The following is a 22,113-nucleotide window of genomic DNA, read 5'->3' as shown; positions in this document are numbered from 1 at the left end:
CATCCTAGCTTGCCATGGGCACTGAAAGCAAAGACTTATCGGGCCGGCGACCCTACACTGGCGCATTCCCGGAGACACGATGAACGCCCCCCTGCCCGAACACATCCGCAAGGCGCTGGAAACCGTCACGCTGGACGACAAGTACTCGCTCGACTACGGCCGCGCCTTCATGAGCGGGGTGCAGGCCCTGGTCAAGCTGCCGATGCTGCAGCGCCAGCGCGATGCGCTGGTGGGCAAGAACACGGCCGGCTTCGTCAGCGGCTACCGCGGCTCGCCGCTGGGCGGCTACGACCAGGCGCTGTGGAAGGCCAGCAAGTACCTGAAGGCGCAGAACATCGTCTTCCAGCCGGGCGTCAACGAGGAACTCGCCGCCACCGCCCTGTGGGGCACGCAGCAACTGGGCTTCGCGCCCAAGGCCGAGCAGAAATTCGACGGCGTGTTCGGCATCTGGTACGGCAAGGGCCCCGGCGTGGACCGCTGCTCGGACGTGTTCAAGCACGCCAACATGGCGGGCACGACGCCCTGGGGCGGCGTGATCGCGGTGGCCGGCGACGACCACGTGGCCAAGAGCTCCACCGCCGCGCACCAGAGCGACCACATCTTCAAGGCCTGCGGACTGCCGGTGTTCTTCCCGACCACGGTGCAGGAGATCCTGGACCTGGGGATCCATGCGTTCGCCATGAGCCGCTACGCCGGCGTGTGGACCGGCATGAAGACGATCCAGGAGATCGTCGAGTCCAGCGCCACCGCCATGATCGACCCGCAGCGGGTGCAGATCGTGCTACCCGAGGACTTCGCGATGCCGCCGGGTGGCGTGCACATCCGCTGGCCCGACGCCGCGCTGGAGCAGGAGGCGCGGCTGTTCAACTTCAAGTGGTACGCCGCGCTCGCCTACATCCGCGCCAACCGCCTGAACCACAACGTGGTGGAAGGGCCGAACGACCGCTTCGGCATCATCGCCAGCGGCAAGGCCTACAACGACACGCGCCAGGCGCTGCTCGACCTGGGCCTGGACGACGACACCTGCCGCCGCATCGGCATCCGGGTGCACAAGGTGACGGTGGTGTGGCCGCTGGAGGCGCAGATCACGCGCGCGTTCGCCACCGGGCTGCGCGAGATCCTGGTCGTGGAGGAAAAGCGCCAGGTCATCGAATACCAGCTGAAGGAAGAGCTGTACAACTGGCGCTCGGACGCGCGCCCCGACGTGGTGGGCAAGTTCGACGCCGACGGCGAGGCCAGCGGCGGCGAGTGGTCGCGGCCCAATCCCACCGCCAACACGCTGCTGCGCGCCAACGCGGACCTGTCGCCGGCGATCATCGCGCGCGCCATCGCCCGCCGGCTGAAGAAGCTGGGGCTCGATGCCGACACCGCCGCGCGCGTGGATGCGCAGCTCGCGATCCTGGAAGCCAAGGAGCGCGCGATGCAGGTGCTGGAGGTCAAGGCCGACCGCCTGCCCTGGTTCTGCTCGGGCTGTCCGCACAACACGTCCACCGTCGTGCCCGAAGGCTCGCGCGCCATGGCCGGCATCGGCTGCCACTTCATGGCCACCTGGATGGACCGCTCCACCATCGGCTTCACGCAGATGGGCGGCGAGGGCGTGCCCTGGGTCGGCCAGCAGCCGTTCACCGCCGAGAAGCACGTGTTCGCCAACCTGGGCGACGGCACCTACTTCCACAGCGGCCTGCTCGCGATCCGGCAATCGATCGCCGCCGGCGTCAACATCACCTACAAGATCCTGTACAACGACGCCGTCGCGATGACCGGCGGCCAGCAGGTCGGCGAGCGGCCCGAGGGCCACTCGGTGTTGCAGATCGCGCACAGCCTGGTGGCCGAGGGCGTCAGGCGGCTGGTGGTGGTGACCGACGAACCCGAGAAGTACACGGTGGCCAAGCTGCCGCCGGGCGTGCAGGTGGAGCACCGCGACGAGCTCGATCGCCTGCAGCGCGAGTTCCGCGAACTGGAAGGCACCACCGCCATCGTCTACGACCAGACCTGCGCGACGGAAAAGCGCCGCCGCCGCAAGCGCGGCACCATGGTCGATCCGGCGGTGCGCGTCGTCATCAACGACCTCGTGTGCGAAGGGTGCGGCGACTGCGGCGTGCAGAGCAACTGCCTGTCGGTCGAGCCGCTGGAGACCGAGTTCGGCCGCAAGCGCGTGATCAACCAGAGCACCTGCAACAAGGACACGAGCTGCCTCAAGGGCTTCTGTCCCAGCTTCGTCACCGTCGAGGGCGGCAAGCTCAAGGCCAAGGCGAAGTCCCAGGCCGCCTCGCCGCACGAGCTGGGCGAGCTGCCCGAGCCCGTGCTGCCGTCCTCGCACGGCGCCTACGGCATCGTGGTCGCCGGCGTCGGCGGCACCGGGGTCATCACGATCGGGCAGCTGCTGGGCATGGCGGCGCACATCGAGGGCAAGGGCATCGTGACGCAGGACGCCGCCGGGCTGGCCCAGAAGGGCGGCGCGACCTGGAGTCACGTGCTGATCGCCGACCGGCCGCAGGACATCCACACCACCCGTGTCGGCATGGCCGCCGCCGACTTGGTGATCGGCTGCGACCCGATCGTCACGGCCGGCAAGGAAACCGTGCTGCGCATGCGCGAGGGCCGCACGCGCGTCGCCCTGAACGCGCACAGCGCGCCGACGGCCGCCTTCGTCCGCAACGGCAACTGGGCCAACCCGGCCGATGCCTGCGCGGCCGAGATCGCGCACAACGTCGGCGCCGCCCAGCTGGGCAGCTTCAACGCCGACGCCGCGGCCACCAGGCTGATGGGCGACAGCATCTACACCAACCCGATGCTGCTCGGCTACGCGTGGCAAAAGGGCTGGATCCCGCTCGGGCGCGAGTCGCTGCTGCGGGCCATCGAGCTCAATGGCGTGGCGGTGCCCAGCAACAAGGCGGCGTTCGAGTGGGGCCGTCGCGCCGCCCACGACCCGGCCGCGGTGGAGCAACTGCTGGCGCCGGCGCAGGTCATCGCGTTCAAGAAGCGCGAGACGCTGGACACGCTGGTGGCGCGCCGCGTCGAGTTCCTCACGCAGTACCAGAACGCCGCCTACGCCAAGGCCTACGCCGACTTCGTCGAGCGGGTGCGCACGGCGGAGGCGCCGCTGGGCAAGTCGGGCCTGGCCGAGGCGGTGGCGCGGTACCTGTTCAAGCTGATGGCGTACAAGGACGAGTACGAGGTGGCGCGCCTGCACACCGAGACCGGCTTCCAGGAGCGCGTGGCCGCGATGTTCGAGGGCGACTACAAGGTCAACTACCACCTCGCGCCGCCGCTGCTGGCCCGGCGCAACGCCAAGGGCGAGCTGGTCAAGCGCAAGTACGGCCCGGGCATGGCGCTGGGCTTTCGCGTGCTGGCCCGGCTGCGGGGCCTGCGCGGCACGGCGCTGGACGTTTTCGGCCGCACCGAGGAGCGCCGCACCGAGCGCGCGCTGATCGGCCAGTACCGCGCGAGCATCGAGCAGGTGCTGGCGCGCCTGGACGCGGGCAACCACGCGCTGGCGCTGGAGATCGCCGCGATCCCGGAGCAGATCAAGGGGTTCGGCCACGTCAAGGAGCGCAACCTCGCGGCCGCGCGCCAGCGCTGGGAGGCGCTGATGCAGCGCCTGGCCGAGCCGCAGCCGCAACGCCAGGCGGCCTGAGCGGCCGGGGCGGTACTGGCGGCGGGCCTCGTCCCGCCGTCCGTGCCCCGGGGCTTTGTCGGGCAAGCGCGGCTGCGTCGCGGCCGCGACTTACAATCCCGCCCTTGTGCGCCTTCGGGCCGCAGCCCCCCGGCTGCGCGCGCGACGGCGCCCCGACAGACCCTAGTTTTCCCGGGAGCCACCGTGTTCATCCCCTCCGCCTTCGCACAAACCGCACCGGCCGCCGCGGGTGGCGACATGCAGTCGTCCCTCATGAGCATGCTGCCGCTGGTGCTGATGTTCGTGGTGCTTTATTTCGTGATGATCCGCCCGCAGATGAAGCGGCAGAAGGAGCATCGCTCCATGGTCGAGGCGCTCGCCAAGGGCGACGAGGTGGCCACCGCCGGCGGCCTGCTCGGCCGCGTGACGCGCATCGGCGACACCTACATCGGCGTCGAGATCGCCAACGGCGTGGAGATCCAGCTGCAGCGCAGCGCCGTCGTCCAGGTCCTGCCCAAGGGCACCATCAAGTAAGGGCGCGGGTGCGTCCGCGCCCGCGTTGCCACCGTTATGAACCGATACCCGGTGTGGAAGTACGCGATCCTCGTGATCGCGCTGGTGGTGGGGGTGCTGTACACCCTGCCGAATTTCTTCGGTGAGGCACCTGCCGTCCAGGTGTCGGCCGGCAAGGCCACCGTCAAGGTGGACGCGACGACGCAGGCGAAGGTCGAGCAGGCCCTCGCCGCCGCCGGCATCCGGCCGGTCGCCGTCAGTCTGGACCCGAACTCGGTCAAGGTCCGCCTGGACAGCACCGACACCCAGCTCAAGGCCAAGGACGCCCTGCAAAAGGCGCTGTCGCCCGACCCGGCCGACCCGCAGTACGTGGTCGCGCTCAACCTGCTCTCCAGCTCGCCGCAGTGGCTGACCGCCATCCGTGCCGTGCCGATGTACCTCGGCCTGGACCTGCGCGGCGGCGTGCACTTCATGCTGCAGGTGGACATGCAGGCGGCGCTGACCAAGCGCGCCGAATCGCTGGCCGGCGACCTGCGCAGCCAGTTGCGCGAGGCCAACGTGCGCCACGGCGGCATCAGCCGCAACGGCCAGGCGGTCGAGATCCGCCTGCGCGACAGCGAGACGCTGGCGGCCGCGCGCCGGGTGATCCAGGACCAGTTCCCCGACCTGCAGGCAGCGGAGGCGCCCGAGGGCACCGAATACAAGCTGACCGCGACGCTGCGGCCCGAGGCCGCGCGGCGGGTGCAGGAGCAGGCCCTGAAGCAGAACATGGTCACCCTGCACAACCGGATCAACGAGCTGGGCGTGGCCGAGCCGGTGATCCAGCAGCAGGGGCTGGACCGCATCGTCGTGCAGCTGCCCGGCGTGCAGGACACCGCCAAGGCCAAGGACATCCTGGGCCGCACCGCCACGCTGGAGATGCGCCTGGTGGACGAGAGCGCCGAGGGCCGCGCCGCCGAGCTGGGCACCGGCCCGGTGCCGTTCGGCGCCGAACGCTACGTCGAGCGCAGCGGCCGGGCGGTGGTCGTGAAAAAGCAGGTGATCCTGACCGGCGACAGCCTGACCGACGCCCAGCCGGGCTTCGACCAGCAGAGCCAGCAGCCCAAGGTGGACCTGACCGTGGACGCCAAGGGCGGCCGCATCATGCGCGACACCAGCCGCGAGAACCTGAAAAAGCGCATGGCCATCCTGCTCTTCGAAAAGGGCAAGGGCGAGGTCCTGACCGCGCCGGTGATCCAGGGCGAGCTGGGCAACCGGTTCCAGATCTCCGGCTCGATGACCGTGAACGAGGCCAACGACCTGGCGCTGCTGCTGCGCGCCGGCTCGCTGGCCGCGCCGATGGAGATCATCGAGGAGCTGACCATCGGCCCGACCCTGGGCGCCGAGAACATCGCCAAGGGCTTCCACAGCGTGGCCTGGGGTTTCGCCGCCATCGTGGCCTTCATGGCCGTGTACTACATGCTGTTCGGGCTCTTCTCGGGCCTGGCGCTGGCGGTCAACCTGCTGCTGCTGGTGGCCGTGCTGTCGATGCTGCAGGCGACGCTGACGCTGCCCGGCATGGCGGCCATGGCGCTGGCGCTGGGCATGGCCATCGACTCGAACGTCCTGATCAACGAGCGGGTGCGCGAGGAGTTGCGCTTCGGCGCGTCGCCGCAGGCGGCCATCCACGCCGGCTACGACCGGGCCTGGGCGACCATCCTGGACTCCAACGTGACCACCCTGATCGCCGGCGTCGCGTTGCTGGCCTTCGGTTCCGGCCCGGTGCGCGGCTTCGCCGTCGTGCACTGCATCGGCATCCTGACCTCGATGTTCTCGGCGGTCTTCTTCTCGCGCGGGCTGGTGAACCTGTGGTACGGCCGGCAAAAGAAGCTCAAGTCCGTGTCGATCGGCACGGTCTGGCGTCCGGAGCCGGACAGCGCTATAACCAAGGCGGAGTGAGGAAGTAGAACAAGAATGGAATTCTTCAAGATTCGCCGCGACATCCCGTTCATGCGGAACGCGTTGGTTTTCAACGCGATCTCGTTCATCACGTTCGCCGCCGCCGTCTTCTTCCTGGTGACCAAGGGGCTGCACCTGTCCGTGGAATTCACGGGCGGCACCGTGATGGAGGTCGGCTACACCCAGCCGGCCGACGTCGAGCGGGTGCGCCAGACCGTCTCCGGCCTGGGCTTCACGGACGTGCAGGTGCAGAACTTCGGCACCGCCCGGGACGTCATGATCCGGCTGCCGGCCCAGAAGGGCGTGAGTTCGGCGCAACAGTCCGAACGGGTGATGACGGCGCTCAAGGCCGGTGATCCGGCCGTCACGCTGCGCCGCACCGAATTCGTCGGCCCGCAGGTCGGCGAGGAGCTCGCCACCGACGGCCTGAAGGCCCTGGCCATGGTGGTCGTGGGCATCGTCATATACCTGGCCTTCCGCTTCGAGTGGAAGTTCGCGGTCGCGGCCATCATCGCCAACCTGCACGACGTGGTGATCATCCTGGGCTTCTTCGCCTTCTTCCAGTGGGAGTTCTCGCTGGCGGTGCTGGCGGCGGTGCTGGCGGTGCTGGGCTACTCGGTCAACGAGTCGGTGGTCATCTTCGACCGGATCCGCGAGAACTTCCGGCGCTACCGCAAGATGAACACCGTGCAGATCATCGACAACGCGATCACCTCGACGATCAGCCGCACGATCATCACCCACGGGTCCACCCAGATGATGGTGCTGTCGATGCTGCTGTTCGGCGGCGCGACGCTGCACTACTTCGCCCTGGCGCTGACGATCGGCATCCTGTTCGGCATCTACTCCTCGGTGTTCGTCGCCGCGGCCATCGCCATGTGGCTCGGGGTCAAGCGCGAGGACCTGGTGAAGACCACCACCCGCAAGGAAGACCCGAACGACCCCAACGCCGGAGCGACCGTCTGAGCCGCCACCCGTGAAGCGCCCCCAGAACTCCTCCTCGGTGCCGCTGGCGCGGCAGGCCCGTGAGCACTTCGTTGCCCGGCTGGAAGGCGTTCTGCAGCCGCTGGGCGAGGCGGTCCGGGGCAAGCTCGCCGAGCTGATCGACGCGGCGCTGAGCACGCGCGACTCGCAGGAGCGGCGTGACGCGCTGATGGAGTTCGAGCAGAAGCGGCGGCTCTGGCAGGAAGCCACGACCAAGGCCTGGCGCAAGGCGGTCGTGCCGCCCACGGCCACCGCGCGCGTGCGGCTCGAGGCGATGAACCTGGAGCTGATCGGCGACGACGTGGTGGAGAACAAGATCCTGTCGTCGCGCCTGGCGCTGAGCGTGTCCGAGAAGGCCGTCTGGGCCATGAACGACCTCAAGGTGCGGCTGCAGCACCTGGAGAACGACCAGGAGATGGCTACCTCCGACATCCTGCGGCCGGAAGCGGTGGCGCAGCTGATGGTGGAGCAGTGGGCCGCGGCGGGCCTGTCACGCGGCAGCTGGCAGCTGGTGCAGGACATCATCCACAAGCAGATGACCGAGACCATGGTCGCTGCCTACGAATCGGTCAACGACTTCCTGGTCCAGCGCGGCGTCATGCCGGAGATCGAGCACACGTCCCGCGTCAAGCGCACGGCGTCGGCGCCGTCGCCTCGGGCACCGGGCGCGCCGCCGGACGGAGCGCCGCCGCAGGATGCCGGGCCCTCCAGTGCGCAGGGTGTGCCCTCCGGCAGCGGCTCGGCGAGCGGGTACTCGGGCGGCCATGCGGGCGGCTATTCCGGTGGCTATGCCGGCGCGAGTGTCGGTGGCGCCGCGGCCGGGCCGGGCGGCTCGGCTGGTCCGGCGGGCGGCTACGTGGGTGCCGGCGCGGGCGGCTATGCGGGCGGCAGCGCTGGTGGCAATTCCGGAGGCGGCGCTGGCAGCTATTCCGGGGGCGGCGCGGCCGGCTACTCGGGTGGCGGTGCAGGCGGGTACGCGGGTGGCGGCGCGGGCGGCTATGCCAGCGGCGGTGGTGCAGGGGGCTACTCGGGCGGCAGCACGGGCGACTATTCCGGGGGCGGCGCAGGCGGAGCTTCCGATGCGGGCCCCATGGGCGGCGGCGGCCCGGGCGGCGGCGGCCCGGGCGGCGGCGTCGCCTTCCAGGGCGGTGCGGCCGGTGGCGGCGCCGCGGGTGGCGCCGGGTCCGCCGGCATGCAGCCGGGCGGCTGGGCCGCGCCGGCGGGTCCGGCCACCGGGATGGGTGGCGACTCCACCTACCGCGCGCGCGGCGGCATCGCCGACGAGACGCGGATGCTGACTTCCAGCACGCCGCTGGCGCGTGCCCGCATGCGGGCCACCGGCGTCATCGGGCAGCTCAAGCGGCTGCTGACCGAGAAGGCCGGCTTCAACCCGGAACATGCGCCGCCGGCCTCGCCGGCACTGACCGACGCCATCGGCCGCCATGCGACCCAGGTGCAGACCCAGGTCGAGACCCGCATCGAAGCGGGCCACACCGTCAACGAGGTCGTGGTCTACGACGACGCGGCGGTCGAGCGGGTCGCGCTCGACCTGCGCGAGCGCACCGGTGAGCTGAAGAAGAAGGCGGCCACGCAGACCGAGAAGGCCACGATCGAGATCGTGGCCCTGATGTTCCAGAGCATCCTGGCCGAGGAGCGCATCCCGCCCGCCATCCGGGTCTGGTTCGCCCGGCTGCAGATGCCGGTGCTGCGCGTCGCGCTGGCCGAGCCCGAGTTCTTCGGCACCTTGCAGCATCCGGCGCGCCAGCTGATCGACCGCATGGGCTCGTGCGTGCTGGGCTTCAATGCGGCCACCATCAGCGGCAGCGCGCTCGAGCTGGAAATCAAGCGCGTCGTGCAGGTGATCGAGCAGTATCCGGAGACCGGCCGGCGCGTGTTCCAGCTGGTGTACGACGAATTCCAGAAGTTCCTGTCCAAGTTCCTCACGGAAAAAAGCGACACCCAGCGCCTGGTCAGCGTCGCCCAGCAGGTCGAGCAGAAGGAGACGATGGCGATCCAGTACACCATCGAGCTGCGCAAGATGCTCAACGACATCCCGGTGCGCGAGGAGATCCGGGAGTTCCTGTTCAAGGTGTGGGCCGAGGTGCTGGCCATGGCCGCCGTCAAGCACGGTGCCCAGCATGCGCAGACGGTGGCGCTGAAGAAGTCGGCCGCCGACCTGGTGTGGTCGGCCAGCGCCAAGCCCAATCGCACCGAGCGCGCGCGCGTCATCCAGGACCTGCCGCAACTGCTGCAGCGCCTGCGCACGGGCATGGCCCTGCTGGGGCTGCCCGCGGCCGACCAGGAAAGGCACATCAAGGTGATCGGCGACACGCTGGCCGATGCCTTCATGTCCAAGACCGAGTCGATCCCGCAGGCGCAGATCGAGGCCATGACCAAGCGGCTGGCCAACCTCGAGGACTTCATCTCCGACGACCCCGGCGCCGAACTGCCGCTGGATTCGGAGAGCATCGAGATGATGCTGGGCATCGACGCGTCGATGATCGAGGTGGTCACCGACGGCGGCTCGCACCCGAGCGACGCCATGATGGCCTGGGCGATGGAGTTGCAGCAGGGCAACTGGTTCGTGCTCGATCACAACGGCAAGACGCACCAGGTGCAGTACGTCTGGCGCAGCGACCGCCGGCAGCTGCACCTGTTCGCCTCCACCGAGGGGCGCAGTTTCCTGATCCAGGCGCGGCGCCTGGCGTCCTACCTGCAGGCCGGGCTGCTGCTGCCCGCCGAGGAGGAGGCGCTCACCGTGCGCGCCACGCGCGACGCGCTGGCCAAGCTGGACGCCAACCCCGAACGCCTGCTGGCGTGAGCGCAAGCGAACAAGGCCGCGTCAGGCGGCCTTGTCGAAGTGCAATCCGCCGCCTTGCGGGCTAGTGCGGCAACCGCGTGCTGGTGTCCTCGCACAGCTCGTCAAGCACCAGCGCATCGGGCTCCTGGCCCATGCTCCAATAGACCATCAGCACGATGATCTTCAGGTCGTCGAGCGACACCGGGCCGCCGGGCGCGGCCATGGCGCGGTCGACCACGATCTCGCGCAGCGCCGGCGGCAGGACGCCGGCCGACTCCAGGAAGGTGACGAAGCCCAGGCACTGCGCGCCCAGGTGGTCCTGCTCGGCGACGGAGTACACCCGCATGCCATGGCTGGACTGGGCCTGCGCAGGCAGCGCCGGATCGGCATCGAGGGCGGTGCTCTGGGCCGCGAAGTTCAGGCCATCGAGCCAGACCAGGGCCTGCTGGATCTCTTCCGGTTCGAAGCCGTGGGCGCTGAGCCGTCGACCGAGTTGCTCGAGTTCGGGGCACGCATCCCCGCGCCAGTAGTTCTCGTAGACAAACACCAGAACTTCGAACATGGGAAGTCAATATAGCCCAGGCGCGACGGTTTGCGGGGCGGCCTCGCCGCGGTGTTGCGCACGCGCGTCGGCGCGCCGCGTCAGCCTTGCTCGACGCGCTGGAAGAGGCCGCCGGCCAGCCGCGCGACGCGCCCCTGCAGCTCGAGCTCGAGCAGCTGCGCCTGCAGGTCGGCAGCCGACGTGCCGGTGCGAGCCACCAGCGCGTCGATGTTCACGGGGTCGTAGCCCATCGCCCGCAGCAGCGGGACGTCCTTGGCGGGCGGTGCCGGCGGGGTGGGCGCGGCATGGCCCGGCGCGAGTTCCTCCAGCACGTCCTGCGCGGTCTCGACGAGCTTGGCGCCTTGGCGCAGCAGGGCATGGCAGCCGCGCGATTGCGCCGAGTGGATCGAGCCGGGAATGGCGAACACGTCCCGGCCCTGTTCGGCGGCCAGCCGCGCGGTGATCAGCGAGCCGGAGCGCAGGGCCGCCTCCACCACCAGCGTGCCGAGCCCCAGCGCCGCGATCAGGCGGTTGCGCCGCGGGAAGTTCTCGGCCAGCGGCCCCATGCCCAGCGGGTATTCGGACAGCAGCAGCCCGCGCTCGGAGATGCGATGGGCCAGCTCCAGGTGCTGCTTGGGATAGACCCGGTCCAGGCCGGTGCCCACCACGGCGATGGTGGCCACCTGCCCCGGCGCGGCCCCGTCGAGCGCGCCTTCGTGGGCGGCGGCGTCGATGCCCAGGGCCAGGCCGGAGACCACGGTCAGCCCCGCTTGCGCGAAGCTGCGCGCGAACTGGCGCGCGTCGATGCGCCCCTGCGGTGTCGGATTGCGGCTGCCGACCACGGCCACGGCGCGCGGCCACTCCTGGAGCGCCATGCCGCTTGCATACAGCAGCAACGGGGGGTCTTCCGTCTCCAGCAGGGCTGGCGGGTAGGACGGGTCCGCGAGGGTGATCACCCGGCGCGGGATCGCCGCGGGCGACTGCGCCAGCCAGGCCAGCGTGGTCTCGAGTTGCTGGTGCCAGTCCGGCGGCTCCTCGAGCAGGGAGCGCGCGTGCGCTTCGCCGACCACGGCGGCCAGTGCCGAGTCGGATTGCGCGAACAGGTGTTGCGGCAGGCCGAAGGCGGCCAGCAGGCGGCGCGCGCCGGCCCGGCCCACCCCGGGCACCATGGCCAGGCGCAACCAGGCACCCAGCTCGTCGCGCTGCATGGCGCCTGCGCCGGCTCAGCGCGGGTTGATGACCCGGTCGCCGACCTTCACGCCTTGCGTGGTGTCCAGCACCAGGGCGTAGGACAGGCGTTCGAAGGGCCGGAACACCATCATCAGGCCGTTGCGCTCGTCGGGCAGCTTGATGTCGGTGCGCTCGCCCGGCTGCGACTTGTCGACCATCCGCGCGCCGGTGCGCAGGATGGCCAGCACGTGCCCGGCCTCGACGCCGTCGGCGGTGCCCTTGTTGATCACCACCACCTGGTTCTGGCCGGCCAGGGCGACGGCCTCGCCGTACACCGAGACCACCGCGGCGTCCACGGCCTGCGCGGGCGCGCGCGGCGTGTAGCTCACCAGCTGACGCGGCGGCTCGGGCAGCAGCCGGTCGCCCACGCGCATCTCGCTGCGCGCCGACACCAGGTCCAGCGTGGCCGGGATCGGCGTCGACCGCGTGTCGCCACCGGACACGGCCACCTTCTCCACGCCTTCCCCGCGCACCAGGGCCGCCTTGCCGAGGTACTGCGCCTCGTAGCCCAGCACGGCCTTGGTGTACGGGTCGCGCAGCGGGACGGCATTGCGGAACACGCGGAACTCGTCGGCCTTACCGGCCGTCTCGGCCAGCGGCGTGCCGCTGCTGCCGCGGGCATAGACGCGATCGCCACGGGTGAGCAGCACGCGCTCGTCGGACGAGGCGACGATGCGCGGCGCCTTCTCGAGCACGCCTTCGCCGACGATCACCGGCTCGGCCAGGAACGGCTCAATGAGGCTGGGTTGCAGCGTCGGGATCGACATGTCGCCCAGCGAGGTGGAGCGCACCCGCGGCGAAAGGCGCACGGCTTCGGTCGGCGCGTCGCCCTGGGCCTGCTGCACGCGCAGGCGCGCCAGGCCGTCCTTCTTCTCGAGCACGAGCACCTGGCCGGGATAGATGCGGTGCGGATTGCGCACCTCCTGCATGTTCATGCCCCACAGCTCGGGCCAGCGCCACGGGCTGGTGAGGAACACCTTGGAGATGGCCCAGAGCGTGTCGCCCGACTTGACGGTGTAGTTGTCCGGGGCATTGGGCGCCAGTTCCGACAGCGGCACGCCGGCCTGGGCGACCTGCTGGGCGGTGGAGCGCTGGGCCGGCGTGACCGGCAGCGACTGGGCCTGGACGGGGAGAACAGCGAGCGCGGCTGCCAGGATGCCGGCGGCACGCCAGGCGTGCGGGGGTCGGCCGGCCAGGGCCTTGCGTTGCGCCATCATGTTCTTCCTCCTCGTGACGTCACTTGACAATTTACTGTTGATTCTGGGCTCAAGCCCTTGATTAGGCAACGTTTATGGCCGGCGACGCCTGCCGCCGGCCGCAAAAGTGGCGAAAATAGCGACACCCGGCGGCCCACCATGGCGGCCATCCCGGTCCGAATCCCATGGCCCTCCTCCCCATTCTTTGCTATCCCGATCCGCGCCTGCACACCGTGGCCCGTCCCGTGCAGGCGGTGGACGCGCGCGTCCGCCAGCTCGTGGCCGACATGCTCGAGACCATGTACGACGCCCACGGCATCGGCCTGGCCGCCACCCAGGTGGACGCGCACGAGCGCGTGATCGTCATCGACGTGTCCGAGCAGCGCGACCAGCCGATGGTGCTGATCAACCCCGAGATCGTCTGGGCCAGCGAGGAGCGGGTGGTCAACGAGGAAGGCTGCCTGTCGGTGCCCGGCATCTACGACGGCGTGGAGCGCTCGACCGCCGTGCGCGTCACCGCCCTCGACGAGCAGGGCCAGTCGCGCACCCTCGAGGCCGAGGGGTTGCTGGCGGTGTGCATCCAGCACGAGATGGACCACCTGCTGGGCAAGGTGTTCGTCGAGTACCTCTCGCCGCTCAAGCGCAATCGCATCAAGACCAAGATGCTCAAGACGCGCCGCGACGCGGTGCGCGCCTGACGCACGCCATGCGCCGGCTCGCCACCCTCGCTCTCGCGCTGGTGCTGGCTGCCTGCGCGGCGAACCCGTTCAACGCGGCGGGCCTGCAGCCGGGCACGGCGCGCCAGGACGTGCTGGCGCGCCTGGGCCCGCCGACGCGCGTGGTCGCCATCCCCGGCGGCGAACGCCTGCAGTACTCGTTGCAACCCTTCGGCCGCTTCGCCTGGATGGTCGACCTGGACGCGGCCGGCCGCGTGACGCGCGCGCGGCAGGTGCTCAACGCCACCGACTTCCACCGCATCGTGCCGGGCCAGTGGACGCGCGAGGACGTCGAGCGCGAGTTCGGCCCGCCCGCCATGATCGAGCAGGTGGGCAGCTGGAACGGGATCATCCTCACCTACCGGTGGCAGGACCTCGATCGCAGCGACATGTTCTATTGGGTCTACCTGGACCAGGGCAACGTGGTGCGGCGGGCGCACCCCGGGATGGAGTTCATCAACACGCCCGCCGACAGGCTCTGAGGCCCCGACCCCATGCGGCTGATCTTCGCGGGCACGCCCGAGTTCGCACGCGTCGCGCTGGAGCGCCTGCACGGCGCCGGCTTCGACATCCCGCTCGTGCTGACGCAGCCCGACCGGCCCGCCGGCCGCGGCATGAAGCTGCAGGCCTCGCCGGTCAAGCAGTTCGCGCAGGCCCACGGCATGGCGGTCGCGCAACCGCGCAGCCTGCGCCTGGACGGCAAGTTCCCGGACGACGCCGCGCAGGCGCGCACCGCCATCGAGGCCGCGCAGGCCGACGCGATGGTGGTGGCTGCCTACGGGCTGCTGCTGCCGCAGTGGGTGCTCGACGCCCCGCGCCGGGGCTGCCTCAACATCCACGCCTCGCTGCTGCCCCGGTGGCGCGGCGCGGCCCCGATCCATCGCGCCATCGAAGCGGGCGACGCCCAGACCGGCATCACCATCATGCAGATGGATGCCGGGCTGGACACCGGCGACATGCTGCTGGTCGAGCGCGTGCCGATCGGGCCCGCGGACACCGCCGGCTCGCTGCACGACCGGCTCGCCGTGCTCGGCGGCCGCCTGATCGTCGAAGCCCTCGAGCTGGGCGCGCGGGACGGACTGCACCGCACGCCGCAGCCGGCCGAGGGCGTCACCTACGCGCACAAGATCGAGAAGGCCGAGGCGCAGGTCGACTGGTCGCAGCCGGCGGCGGCCATCGAGCGCCGCATGCGGGCCTTCGATCCGTTCCCGGGCGCCAGCACCGTCCTCGGGGGCGAGGTCCTGAAACTCTGGCGTGGCGAATTGGTGTCCGGCGCAGCGGACGGCGCGGCGCCGGGCACGATCGTGGCGATCGGCGCGGCGGGCATCGACGTCGCCACCGGGGAGGGCGTGCTGCGCCTGGTGGAACTGCAGCGGCCCGGCGGCAAGCGACTGCCCGCGGGAGAGGTGCTGCGCGGCTGGCCGCTGCAGGCCGGCCAGCGGTTCGGCGCCGGCTGATGTTCCTGCTCGCCTCCGTCCGCCGGCAACCGGAATTCCTGCAGGGCGTGCGCGCGAGCGCCCCGGTCGCGCCCGGCCTCGCCGCCTGGGGCCTGATGACCGGGGTGGCGATGGTCAAGTCCGGCATGAGCGTCGTCGAGGCGGTGGCGATGACCTTGTTCGTCTATGCCGGCAGCTCGCAGCTGGCGGCCATCCCGCTCATCGTGGCCGGCGCGCCGGCCTGGGTGGTGTGGGCCACCGGCTTCTGCGTGAACCTGCGCTTCGTCGTCTTCAGCCTGCACCTGCGCAATTACCTGATGCACATGCCGCGCTGGCGGCGCCTGCTCAACGGCTACCTGACGGCGGACCTCACCTACGCGCTCTTCACGGCGCGCTACGCGGAGCCGGCGTCCGATGCGGCGGGCCGGCGCGCCCAGGAGGCCTACCTGGCCGGCAATTACGGCATGACCTGGTGCGCATGGATGGGCGCGAGCCTGCTGGGCATCGCCCTGGGCCACGCGATCCCGAGCGCCTGGGGGCTGGGCTTCGCCGGCGTGCTGTGCCTGGTGGGCATCCTGTGCTCGCTGGCGAACTCGCGGTTGCGCCTGCTGGCCGCGGGCGTGGCCGGCGTGGTCGCGGTCGCCGCCTACGCCCTGCCGCTCAAGCTCAACATCGTGGTGGCGATCGGCGCCGCGGTGGCGGCCTGCTTCTGGCTGGAAGGCCGGCGCGCGCCGGGAGCCGCCAAGGAGCCGGCATGAACGGCGCGACCGACTTCTGGACCCTGGGCGTGATCGCCGGCCTGGCGGGCGTCACGGTGCTCAGCCGCTGCTTCTTCTTCATCCTCGACAGGCCGTGGTCGCTGCCGGCCTGGGCCGAACGCGCGCTCCACTACGCGCCGGTGGCCGCGCTGGCGGGCGTGGTGGTGCCGGAGGTCGTGCTCACCCAGGGCACGCTCACCACGCCCTGGCTGGACGCGCGCTGCTACGCCGCGCTGGCCGGCGCGCTGCTCTTCTTCGCGCGCCGCAGCGTCCTGATCACGATGCTGGGCGGCATGGCGGTGTACCTGCCGCTGCACCTGGGCCTGGGCTGGTAGCGCGAGCGGGCCAGGCAGGGCCCTGGGCGCGCAGGCGCTGCCTACAATCCCCGCTCCCGTCCTCGACGCGCTGCCATCCATGAACGTCCTCCGCTTTTCCGACCTCTGTGCCCAGGGCCGCGCCGCCGGCCAACGCGTGTTCATCCGTGCCGACCTCAACGTGCCGCAGGACGAGCAGGGCCGCATCACGGAAGACACCCGCATCCGCGCCTCCATCCCCTGCATCCGGCTGGCCCTGGACGCCGGCGCGGCCGTGATGGTGACGTCGCACCTGGGCCGTCCCACCGAGGGCGAGTTCAAGCCCGAGGACTCGCTCGCCCCGGTGGCGCAGCGCCTGTCCGAGCTGCTCGGCCGCGAGGTGCCGCTGAAGTCCGACTGGGTCGACGGCGTCGACGTGCAGCCCGGCCAGGTCGTGCTGCTGGAGAACTGCCGCCTCAACAAGGGCGAGAAGAAGAACGACCCGCAGCTGGCGCGCAAGATGGCCGCGCTGTGCGACATCTTCGTGCACGACGCGTTCGGCACCGCGCACCGCGCCGAAGCGTCCACCTACGGCATCGCGCAGTACGCCAAGGTGGCCTGCGCCGGGCCGCTGCTGGCCGCCGAGATCGACGCCATCAGCAAGGCGCTGGCCAATCCGAAGCGGCCGCTGGCGGCCATCGTCGCCGGCTCCAAGGTGTCCACCAAGCTGACCATCCTGGAGTCGCTGGCCAGGAACGTCGACCAGCTGATCGTGGGCGGCGGGATCGCCAACACCTTCATGCTGGCCGCGGGGCTGAAGATCGGCAAGTCGCTCGCCGAGGCCGACCTGGTGGGCGAGGCCAAGGCGGTGATCGAGGCGATGAAGGCGCGCGGCGCCGAGGTGCCGATCCCCACCGACGTCGTGACCGCCAAGGCGTTCGCCGCCGACGCGCCGGCCACCGTCAAGCGCGCCAGCGAGGTGGCCGACGACGACCTGATCCTGGACATCGGTCCCGAGACCGCGCGCCGCCTGGCCGAGCAGCTCAAGGCGGCCGGCACCATCGTGTGGAACGGTCCGGTGGGGGTGTTCGAATTCGACGCCTTCGCCCATGGCACCGAGACCATCGCGCGCGCGATCGCCGACTCCGGCGCGTTCAGCATCGCTGGCGGCGGCGACACGCTGGCCGCGATCGCCAAGTACGGCATCGAGAAGGACGTCGGCTACATCTCCACGGGCGGCGGCGCCTTCCTCGAGGTGCTGGAAGGCAAGACGCTGCCGGCCTTCGAGATCCTGGCCAGGCGCGCCGCGGGTTGAGCGCTCAGGCCGGCTGCGGCTGGCTCGTCGCCCGGCCGGCGTAGTCGGTCCAGCAGCGGCGGCCGAAGTCGTACAGCTTGCAGCGCCGGGCGGTGTCGAAGTACCAGCGCCAGGAAAAGCGCTGGATCACGATGCGCCCGGGCAGCATCTCCTCCAGCCGGGCCTGCGCCTGCTTCAGGCGGTACAGCGGGATGCCCATGTCCACGTGGTGCGCGGTGTGCTCCATGATGTGGTGCATCAGCGTGCCGATCGCCAGCGGGAACGTCAGGTGCACGGTCGTCGAGACGAACGGCTGCGCGGCGGACCACTGGCTGCGCTCCTCGTGCCAGGACACGGCCGTGTGCGTGTGGTGCACGTAGACCACGAAGCCGATCATGGCGCACCAGAACAGGAACGGCGCCACCAGGCCGGTGGCCAATAGCAGCGCCACCGATTGCCCGGTGGCCGCGGCGATCGCCGCCAGCGCGCCGGCCCAGGCGAGGGCGAAGGCGCTGACCAGCAGGTTGTCCCACAGGAACACGGCGCGGCGCGTGGGCATGAGCCGGCGGTTGGGGAAGAACATGCGCTTCCACCAGATCTCCACCATGTAGTACAGCCCCGGCGCCCAGCCGCTGCGGTAGATGCGGTCCAGCGCGCGCTGCGCCGGCGGCAGCGCGGCGAATTCCTCGCGCGTGCAGGGCGCCCACACGAAGTCCATGCCCTTGAGGTTGGTGTAGCCGTGGTGCACCACATTGTGCCCCACGTCCCACAGGCTGTAGGGCGTGAGCGAGGGCAGGAACGCGATGCGGCCGATCCACTTGTTCAACGTGCGCCGGGGCGTGAGGCTCTGGTGGCAGGCGTCGTGGCCGATGATGAACAGGCGGCCGGTCACGAAGCCCGCGGCCAGGCCGCAGGCGAGCTTGGCCCACCAGGCCTGCAGCAGGACCGTGCCGGCCAGCGCGGCCAGCAGCAGCAGGTAGTCGGCCACGAGCAGCAGCAGGGCGCGGCCGGTCGTCTTGGCCGACAGGGGCAGCAGCCATTGCCGCAGCACCTTGCGGTGCGGCAGCGGGGCTTCGGGGGGCAGCGGGAGGGATTCGTCCATGGGAGTGAGCGGGGACAGCGTTCGCGTTCGCGGAAAAAAACGGTCGATGCTAGGCCGGGCGCCGGCGTGCGGACCTGATCTGGGTCAACACCACGCGCCATGTGAGAATGGCGAAAAAGCGCTCTCAACCCACAGGAAACCCATGGCCCGTCGTGCCACCAAGATCGTCGCCACCCTCGGCCCCGCCTCCAGCGACCCCAAGCTCCTCGAACAGATGATCCGCGCGGGCGTCAACGTCGTGCGCCTGAATTTCAGCCACGGCAAGGCGCAGGACCACATCGACCGCGCCATGCTCGTTCGCGAGGCGGCGCAGAAGGCCGGCCGCGAGGTCGCCATCATGGCCGACCTGCAGGGGCCCAAGATCCGCGTCGGCAAGTTCGCCGACGGCAAGGTGACGCTGGAGCCGGGCATGAAGTTCGTGCTGGACGCCTCGCGCGCCGAGCCGGGCGACATCCACGGCGTCGGCCTGGACTACAAGGAGCTGCCGCGCGACGTGCGCACCGGCGACGTGCTGCTGCTCAATGACGGCCTGATCGTGCTGACCGTCGACGAGGTGCGCGGCGAGCAGGTGCGCACCACCGTCAAGCTCGGGGGCGTGCTGTCCAACAACAAGGGCATCAACAAGCAGGGCGGCGGCCTCACCGCGCCGGCGCTGACGGCCAAGGACATGGAGGACATCCGCACCGCCATGAGCTTCCAGGCCGACTACGTGGCCGTGAGCTTTCCCAAGACCGCCACCGACATGGAGATGGCGCGCCAGCTGTGCAACGTCGCCGGCGCGGATTACCGGCACAAGCCGGGCCTGATCGCCAAGATCGAGCGCGCCGAGGCAATCCCCAACCTCGAGTCCATCCTGCGCGCCAGCGACGGCATCATGGTCGCGCGCGGCGACCTCGCGGTCGAGGTCGGCAATGCGGCCGTGCCCGCGCTGCAAAAGAAGATGATCCGGCTGGCGCGCCAGTGCGACAAGCTGGTGATCACCGCCACCCAGATGATGGAGTCGATGATCACCAACCCGGTGCCCACGCGCGCCGAGGTGAGCGACGTCGCCAACGCGGTGCTGGACGGCACCGACGCCGTGATGCTCAGCGCCGAGACCGCGGCCGGCAAGTACCCGCTGGAGACCATCATCGAGATGGCCAACATCTGTGCCGAGGCCGAGATGGCCGAGGACGTGCGGCTCGATGCGGACTTCAGCGGCATGAGCTTCTCGCGCATCGACCAGTCCATCGCCATGGGCGCGCTGTTCACGGCCTACCACCTCGGGTGCAAGGCGATCGTGGCGCTCACCGATTCGGGCTCCACGCCGCTGTGGATGAGCCGGCATCGCATCCACATCCCGATCTATGCGCTCACGCCCAAGCTGGAGACGCAGCGCAAGATGGCGCTGTACCGCAACGTGCGGCCGCTGCTGATGGACCAGAGCGCCGAGCGCGACACCGCGCTGGGCGACGCCGAGGCGCACCTCAAGCGCCGCGGCATCGTCGCCTCGGGCGACATCTACGCCATCACCTGCGGCGAGCCGATGGGGGCGCCCGGTGGCACCAACATGCTCAAGGTCTGCCGCGTCGCCTGACGGCGGCCCTGCCACCGGCGCGACGAACCCGGGCGGCGCATTGCGTCCTTCGCGCATGCACGATCCTTCCTGCGCCGGCATGACGCGGCGCGCCGGCCTGCTGGCCGCGGCGACGGCCCTGCTGGGCGGCTGCTCGGCCACGCGCGCGCTCGACGCGCTCGTGCCGGACGACAGCTACCGGGGCGACGCCGGCATCGCCTACGGCGCCCACCCGCGCCAGCGCCTGGACACCTACCTGCCGCTGCGAGCCGGCGCGCCCGTCCCGCTGGTCGCGTTCTTCTATGGCGGCAGCTGGACGCACGGCGATCGCGCCGACTATCGCTTCGTCGGCGAGGCGCTCGCCTCCCAGGGCATCGCCTGCGTGGTGGCCGACTACCGGCTGAGCCCGCAGGTGCGCTGGCGCGACATCCTCTCGGACTGCGCGGCGGCCCTGCGCTGGTGCGCGGACCACGCCGCGTCCCTCGGTGCCGATCCGCGCCAGCTGTTCGCCATGGGCCACAGTGCGGGCGCCTACAACGCCGCCATGCTGGCCCTGGACCCGCGCTGGCTCGGCGCGCACGGGCTGCAGCCGCAGCGGCTGGCCGGCTGGATCGGCATCGCCGGGCCGTACGACTTCCTGCCGATCGGCGACCCGCAGACGCAGGTCGCGTTCGACTGGCCCCGCACGCCCGCCGACAGCCAGCCGATCGAGCACGTTTCCGCGGCGGCGCGGCCCGCGCTGCTGCTGGCCGGCGGCCGGGACACGGTGGTGAACCCGCAGCGCAGCACGGTCGGCCTGGCGGAGCGGCTGCAGGCCGCGGGCGTGCCGGTGCGCCTGCGGTTGTTCGAGCAGCTCAACCATGCCACGGCGCTCGGCGCGATCGCGCGGCCCCTGCAGTGGCTGGCGCCGGTGCGCGAGGAGGTCCTGGCCTTCGTGCGCGAGCCGGCCCACGGCCGCGCCTGAGCCCACGGCGCGGGACCCCGCCGGTAGAATTCCCGCAGTCAGCCGAGTGGTCCCGCGGCCGCTGCGGCACCCCGGTTTCTTCACCATCCAGGACTGCACCATGCCCCTCGTTTCCATGCGCGAACTGCTGGACCATGCCGCCGAGAACGGCTATGGCATCCCGGCCTTCAACGTCAACAACCTCGAGCAGGTGCAGGCCGTGATGGAAGCGGCCCGGGAGACCGGCGCGCCGGTGATCCTGCAGGCCAGCGCGGGCGCCCGCAAGTACGCCGGCGAGCCCTTCATCAAGCACCTGATCCAGGCGGCGCTCGAGGCCTATCCCGAGATCCCGCTGGTGATGCACCAGGACCACGGCCAGAGCCCCGAGATCTGCGCCGGCGCCATCAAGCTGGGCTTCTCGTCGGTGATGATGGACGGCTCGCTCGAGGCCGACGGCAAGACCATCGCCAGCTACGAGTACAACGTGGACGTCACCCGCAAGGTGGTCGACATGGCGCACAAGCTGGGCGTCACCGTCGAGGGCGAGCTGGGCTGCCTGGGGTCGCTGGAGACGATGAAGGGCGACAAGGAGGACGGCCACGGCACCGACTCGACCATGACGCGCGAGCAGCTGCTGACCGATCCCGAGCAGGCGGCCGACTTCGTCAAGAAGACGCAGCTGGACGCGCTGGCCATCGCCATCGGCACCAGCCACGGCGCCTACAAGTTCACCCGCAAGCCCACCGGCGACATCCTGGCGATCGACCGCATCAAGGAGATCCACCGCCGCATCCCGAACACGCACCTGGTGATGCACGGCTCCTCGTCGGTGCCGCAGGACCTGCTGGCCATCATCCGCCAGTACGGCGGCCAGATGAAGGAGACCTACGGCGTGCCGGTCGAGGAGATCCAGGAAGCCATCAAGCACGGCGTGCGCAAGATCAACATCGACACCGACATTCGCCTCGCGATGACCGGCGCGGTGCGCAAGTTCATGGCCGAGAACCCGGAGAAGTTCGATGCCCGCGAGTGGCTCAAGCCCGCGCGCGAGGCCGCCAGGCAGATCTGCAAGCAGCGCTACATCGAGTTCGGCTGCGAGGGCCAGGCCGCCAGGATCAAGGGTCAGACGCTGCAGGCCGTGGCGCAGAAGTACGAGCGCGGCGAGCTCGCCCAGACCGTCAACTGATCGCGGGCGCCG

18 protein-coding genes are annotated in these 22,113 nt (G+C 70.6%); 14 read left to right on the top strand and 4 right to left on the bottom strand.

Annotated elements, in window-relative coordinates; all coding sequences use genetic code 11:
• The first annotated feature begins 79 nt into the window (after nt 1–79).
• From AC3ANR_RS00940 to AC3ANR_RS00920, 5 genes are all read left to right on the top strand, one after another.
• Nucleotides 80–3,637 carry an indolepyruvate ferredoxin oxidoreductase family protein gene (locus tag AC3ANR_RS00940; protein WP_488290001.1) on the top strand — a complete coding sequence of 1,186 codons (3,558 nt, stop codon included), beginning with the start codon at nt 80–82 and terminating at the stop codon, nt 3,635–3,637.
• A 183-nt stretch (nt 3,638–3,820) separates the two neighbouring features.
• Complete coding sequence (gene yajC, locus AC3ANR_RS00935; RefSeq protein ID WP_488290000.1) at nt 3,821–4,150, top strand: preprotein translocase subunit YajC; 330 nt, start codon at nt 3,821–3,823, stop codon at nt 4,148–4,150.
• A gap of 36 nt (nt 4,151–4,186) precedes the next feature.
• Nucleotides 4,187–6,067 (top strand): protein translocase subunit SecD, encoded by a 1,881-nt coding sequence (gene secD / locus AC3ANR_RS00930; protein ID WP_488289999.1) that lies wholly within the window; start codon nt 4,187–4,189, stop codon nt 6,065–6,067.
• A 15-nt stretch (nt 6,068–6,082) separates the two neighbouring features.
• The gene (secF, locus tag AC3ANR_RS00925; protein WP_488289998.1) at nt 6,083–7,033 is read left to right on the top strand and encodes a protein translocase subunit SecF; all 951 of its coding nucleotides are present in this window, start codon (nt 6,083–6,085) and stop codon (nt 7,031–7,033) included.
• 10 nt (nt 7,034–7,043) lie between these two features.
• Complete coding sequence (locus AC3ANR_RS00920) at nt 7,044–9,872, top strand: DUF1631 family protein (protein ID WP_488289997.1); 2,829 nt, start codon at nt 7,044–7,046, stop codon at nt 9,870–9,872.
• Between the two features lie 61 nt (nt 9,873–9,933).
• Here the strand turns inward: AC3ANR_RS00920 and AC3ANR_RS00915 are convergent, their stop codons facing one another.
• The 3 genes from AC3ANR_RS00915 to AC3ANR_RS00905 all read right to left on the bottom strand — a co-directional run bounded on the left by AC3ANR_RS00915 (nt 9,934) and on the right by AC3ANR_RS00905 (nt 12,839).
• Nucleotides 9,934–10,413, bottom strand: a complete 480-nt coding sequence (locus tag AC3ANR_RS00915) for a Smg family protein (RefSeq protein ID WP_488289996.1) — start codon at nt 10,411–10,413, stop codon at nt 9,934–9,936.
• An 80-nt stretch (nt 10,414–10,493) separates the two neighbouring features.
• Nucleotides 10,494–11,600 carry a DNA-processing protein DprA gene (dprA, locus tag AC3ANR_RS00910; protein ID WP_488289995.1) on the bottom strand — a complete coding sequence of 369 codons (1,107 nt, stop codon included), beginning with the start codon at nt 11,598–11,600 and terminating at the stop codon, nt 10,494–10,496.
• A gap of 15 nt (nt 11,601–11,615) precedes the next feature.
• Complete coding sequence (locus tag AC3ANR_RS00905; protein WP_488289994.1) at nt 11,616–12,839, bottom strand: LysM peptidoglycan-binding domain-containing protein; 1,224 nt, start codon at nt 12,837–12,839, stop codon at nt 11,616–11,618.
• 164 nt (nt 12,840–13,003) lie between these two features.
• Between AC3ANR_RS00905 and def the strand changes: the two genes are divergently transcribed.
• The 6 genes from def to AC3ANR_RS00875 all read left to right on the top strand — a co-directional run bounded on the left by def (nt 13,004) and on the right by AC3ANR_RS00875 (nt 17,336).
• Entirely contained in the window at nt 13,004–13,516 is a 513-nt protein-coding gene (def, locus tag AC3ANR_RS00900) for a peptide deformylase (RefSeq protein WP_488289993.1), read from the top strand.
• 8 nt (nt 13,517–13,524) lie between these two features.
• On the top strand, nt 13,525–14,016 hold the full coding sequence (locus AC3ANR_RS00895; protein ID WP_488289992.1) for a hypothetical protein: 492 nt from the start codon (nt 13,525–13,527) through the stop codon (nt 14,014–14,016).
• 12 nt (nt 14,017–14,028) lie between these two features.
• Nucleotides 14,029–14,991: a methionyl-tRNA formyltransferase gene (gene fmt / locus AC3ANR_RS00890; RefSeq protein ID WP_488289991.1), complete on the top strand. Its 963-nt coding sequence runs from the start codon at nt 14,029–14,031 to the stop codon at nt 14,989–14,991.
• Complete coding sequence (locus tag AC3ANR_RS00885) at nt 14,991–15,728, top strand: AzlC family ABC transporter permease (protein ID WP_488289990.1); 738 nt, start codon at nt 14,991–14,993, stop codon at nt 15,726–15,728. Before fmt ends, AC3ANR_RS00885 begins: the two co-directional genes overlap by 1 nt.
• Entirely contained in the window at nt 15,725–16,063 is a 339-nt protein-coding gene (locus AC3ANR_RS00880) for an AzlD domain-containing protein (protein ID WP_488289989.1), read from the top strand. Before AC3ANR_RS00885 ends, AC3ANR_RS00880 begins: the two co-directional genes overlap by 4 nt.
• 79 nt (nt 16,064–16,142) lie before the next feature.
• Nucleotides 16,143–17,336 (top strand): phosphoglycerate kinase, encoded by a 1,194-nt coding sequence (locus tag AC3ANR_RS00875; RefSeq protein ID WP_488289988.1) that lies wholly within the window; start codon nt 16,143–16,145, stop codon nt 17,334–17,336.
• Nucleotides 17,337–17,340: 4 nt separating this feature from the next.
• Here AC3ANR_RS00875 and AC3ANR_RS00870 read toward each other — a convergent pair whose 3' ends face one another.
• Complete coding sequence (locus AC3ANR_RS00870) at nt 17,341–18,417, bottom strand: fatty acid desaturase (RefSeq protein ID WP_488289987.1); 1,077 nt, start codon at nt 18,415–18,417, stop codon at nt 17,341–17,343.
• A 142-nt stretch (nt 18,418–18,559) separates the two neighbouring features.
• Between AC3ANR_RS00870 and pyk the strand changes: the two genes are divergently transcribed.
• The 3 genes from pyk (at nt 18,560) to fba (ending at nt 22,101) form a co-directional block, all read left to right on the top strand.
• Nucleotides 18,560–19,993 carry a pyruvate kinase gene (pyk, locus tag AC3ANR_RS00865; protein WP_488289986.1) on the top strand — a complete coding sequence of 478 codons (1,434 nt, stop codon included), beginning with the start codon at nt 18,560–18,562 and terminating at the stop codon, nt 19,991–19,993.
• 55 nt (nt 19,994–20,048) lie between these two features.
• Nucleotides 20,049–20,936: an alpha/beta hydrolase gene (locus AC3ANR_RS00860; protein WP_488289985.1), complete on the top strand. Its 888-nt coding sequence runs from the start codon at nt 20,049–20,051 to the stop codon at nt 20,934–20,936.
• A 100-nt stretch (nt 20,937–21,036) separates the two neighbouring features.
• The gene (gene fba / locus AC3ANR_RS00855) at nt 21,037–22,101 is read left to right on the top strand and encodes a class II fructose-bisphosphate aldolase (protein WP_488289984.1); all 1,065 of its coding nucleotides are present in this window, start codon (nt 21,037–21,039) and stop codon (nt 22,099–22,101) included.
• The last annotated feature ends 12 nt before the right edge of the window (nt 22,102–22,113 follow it).

Source organism: Ramlibacter sp. JJN2-2R (assembly GCF_057747835.1).
This window is presented reverse-complemented; position numbering and strand designations above follow the sequence as displayed.

Excerpts from the sequence above, each read along its gene's own strand:
- AC3ANR_RS00940 (WP_488290001.1), top strand. The coding sequence starts at position 80 with ATGAACGCCCCCCTGCCCGAACACATCCGCAAGGCGCTGGAAACCGTC.
- secD (WP_488289999.1), top strand. The coding sequence starts at position 4,187 with ATGAACCGATACCCGGTGTGGAAGTACGCGATCCTCGTGATCGCGCTG.
- secF (WP_488289998.1), top strand. The coding sequence starts at position 6,083 with ATGGAATTCTTCAAGATTCGCCGCGACATCCCGTTCATGCGGAACGCG.
- AC3ANR_RS00915 (WP_488289996.1), bottom strand. The coding sequence starts at position 10,413 with ATGTTCGAAGTTCTGGTGTTTGTCTACGAGAACTACTGGCGCGGGGAT.
- dprA (WP_488289995.1), bottom strand. The coding sequence starts at position 11,600 with ATGCAGCGCGACGAGCTGGGTGCCTGGTTGCGCCTGGCCATGGTGCCC.
- AC3ANR_RS00905 (WP_488289994.1), bottom strand. The coding sequence starts at position 12,839 with ATGATGGCGCAACGCAAGGCCCTGGCCGGCCGACCCCCGCACGCCTGG.
- def (WP_488289993.1), top strand. The coding sequence starts at position 13,004 with ATGGCCCTCCTCCCCATTCTTTGCTATCCCGATCCGCGCCTGCACACC.
- AC3ANR_RS00895 (WP_488289992.1), top strand. The coding sequence starts at position 13,525 with ATGCGCCGGCTCGCCACCCTCGCTCTCGCGCTGGTGCTGGCTGCCTGC.
- fmt (WP_488289991.1), top strand. The coding sequence starts at position 14,029 with ATGCGGCTGATCTTCGCGGGCACGCCCGAGTTCGCACGCGTCGCGCTG.
- AC3ANR_RS00885 (WP_488289990.1), top strand. The coding sequence starts at position 14,991 with ATGTTCCTGCTCGCCTCCGTCCGCCGGCAACCGGAATTCCTGCAGGGC.
- AC3ANR_RS00880 (WP_488289989.1), top strand. The coding sequence starts at position 15,725 with ATGAACGGCGCGACCGACTTCTGGACCCTGGGCGTGATCGCCGGCCTG.
- AC3ANR_RS00875 (WP_488289988.1), top strand. The coding sequence starts at position 16,143 with ATGAACGTCCTCCGCTTTTCCGACCTCTGTGCCCAGGGCCGCGCCGCC.
- AC3ANR_RS00870 (WP_488289987.1), bottom strand. The coding sequence starts at position 18,417 with ATGGACGAATCCCTCCCGCTGCCCCCCGAAGCCCCGCTGCCGCACCGC.
- pyk (WP_488289986.1), top strand. The coding sequence starts at position 18,560 with ATGGCCCGTCGTGCCACCAAGATCGTCGCCACCCTCGGCCCCGCCTCC.
- AC3ANR_RS00860 (WP_488289985.1), top strand. The coding sequence starts at position 20,049 with ATGCACGATCCTTCCTGCGCCGGCATGACGCGGCGCGCCGGCCTGCTG.
- fba (WP_488289984.1), top strand. The coding sequence starts at position 21,037 with ATGCCCCTCGTTTCCATGCGCGAACTGCTGGACCATGCCGCCGAGAAC.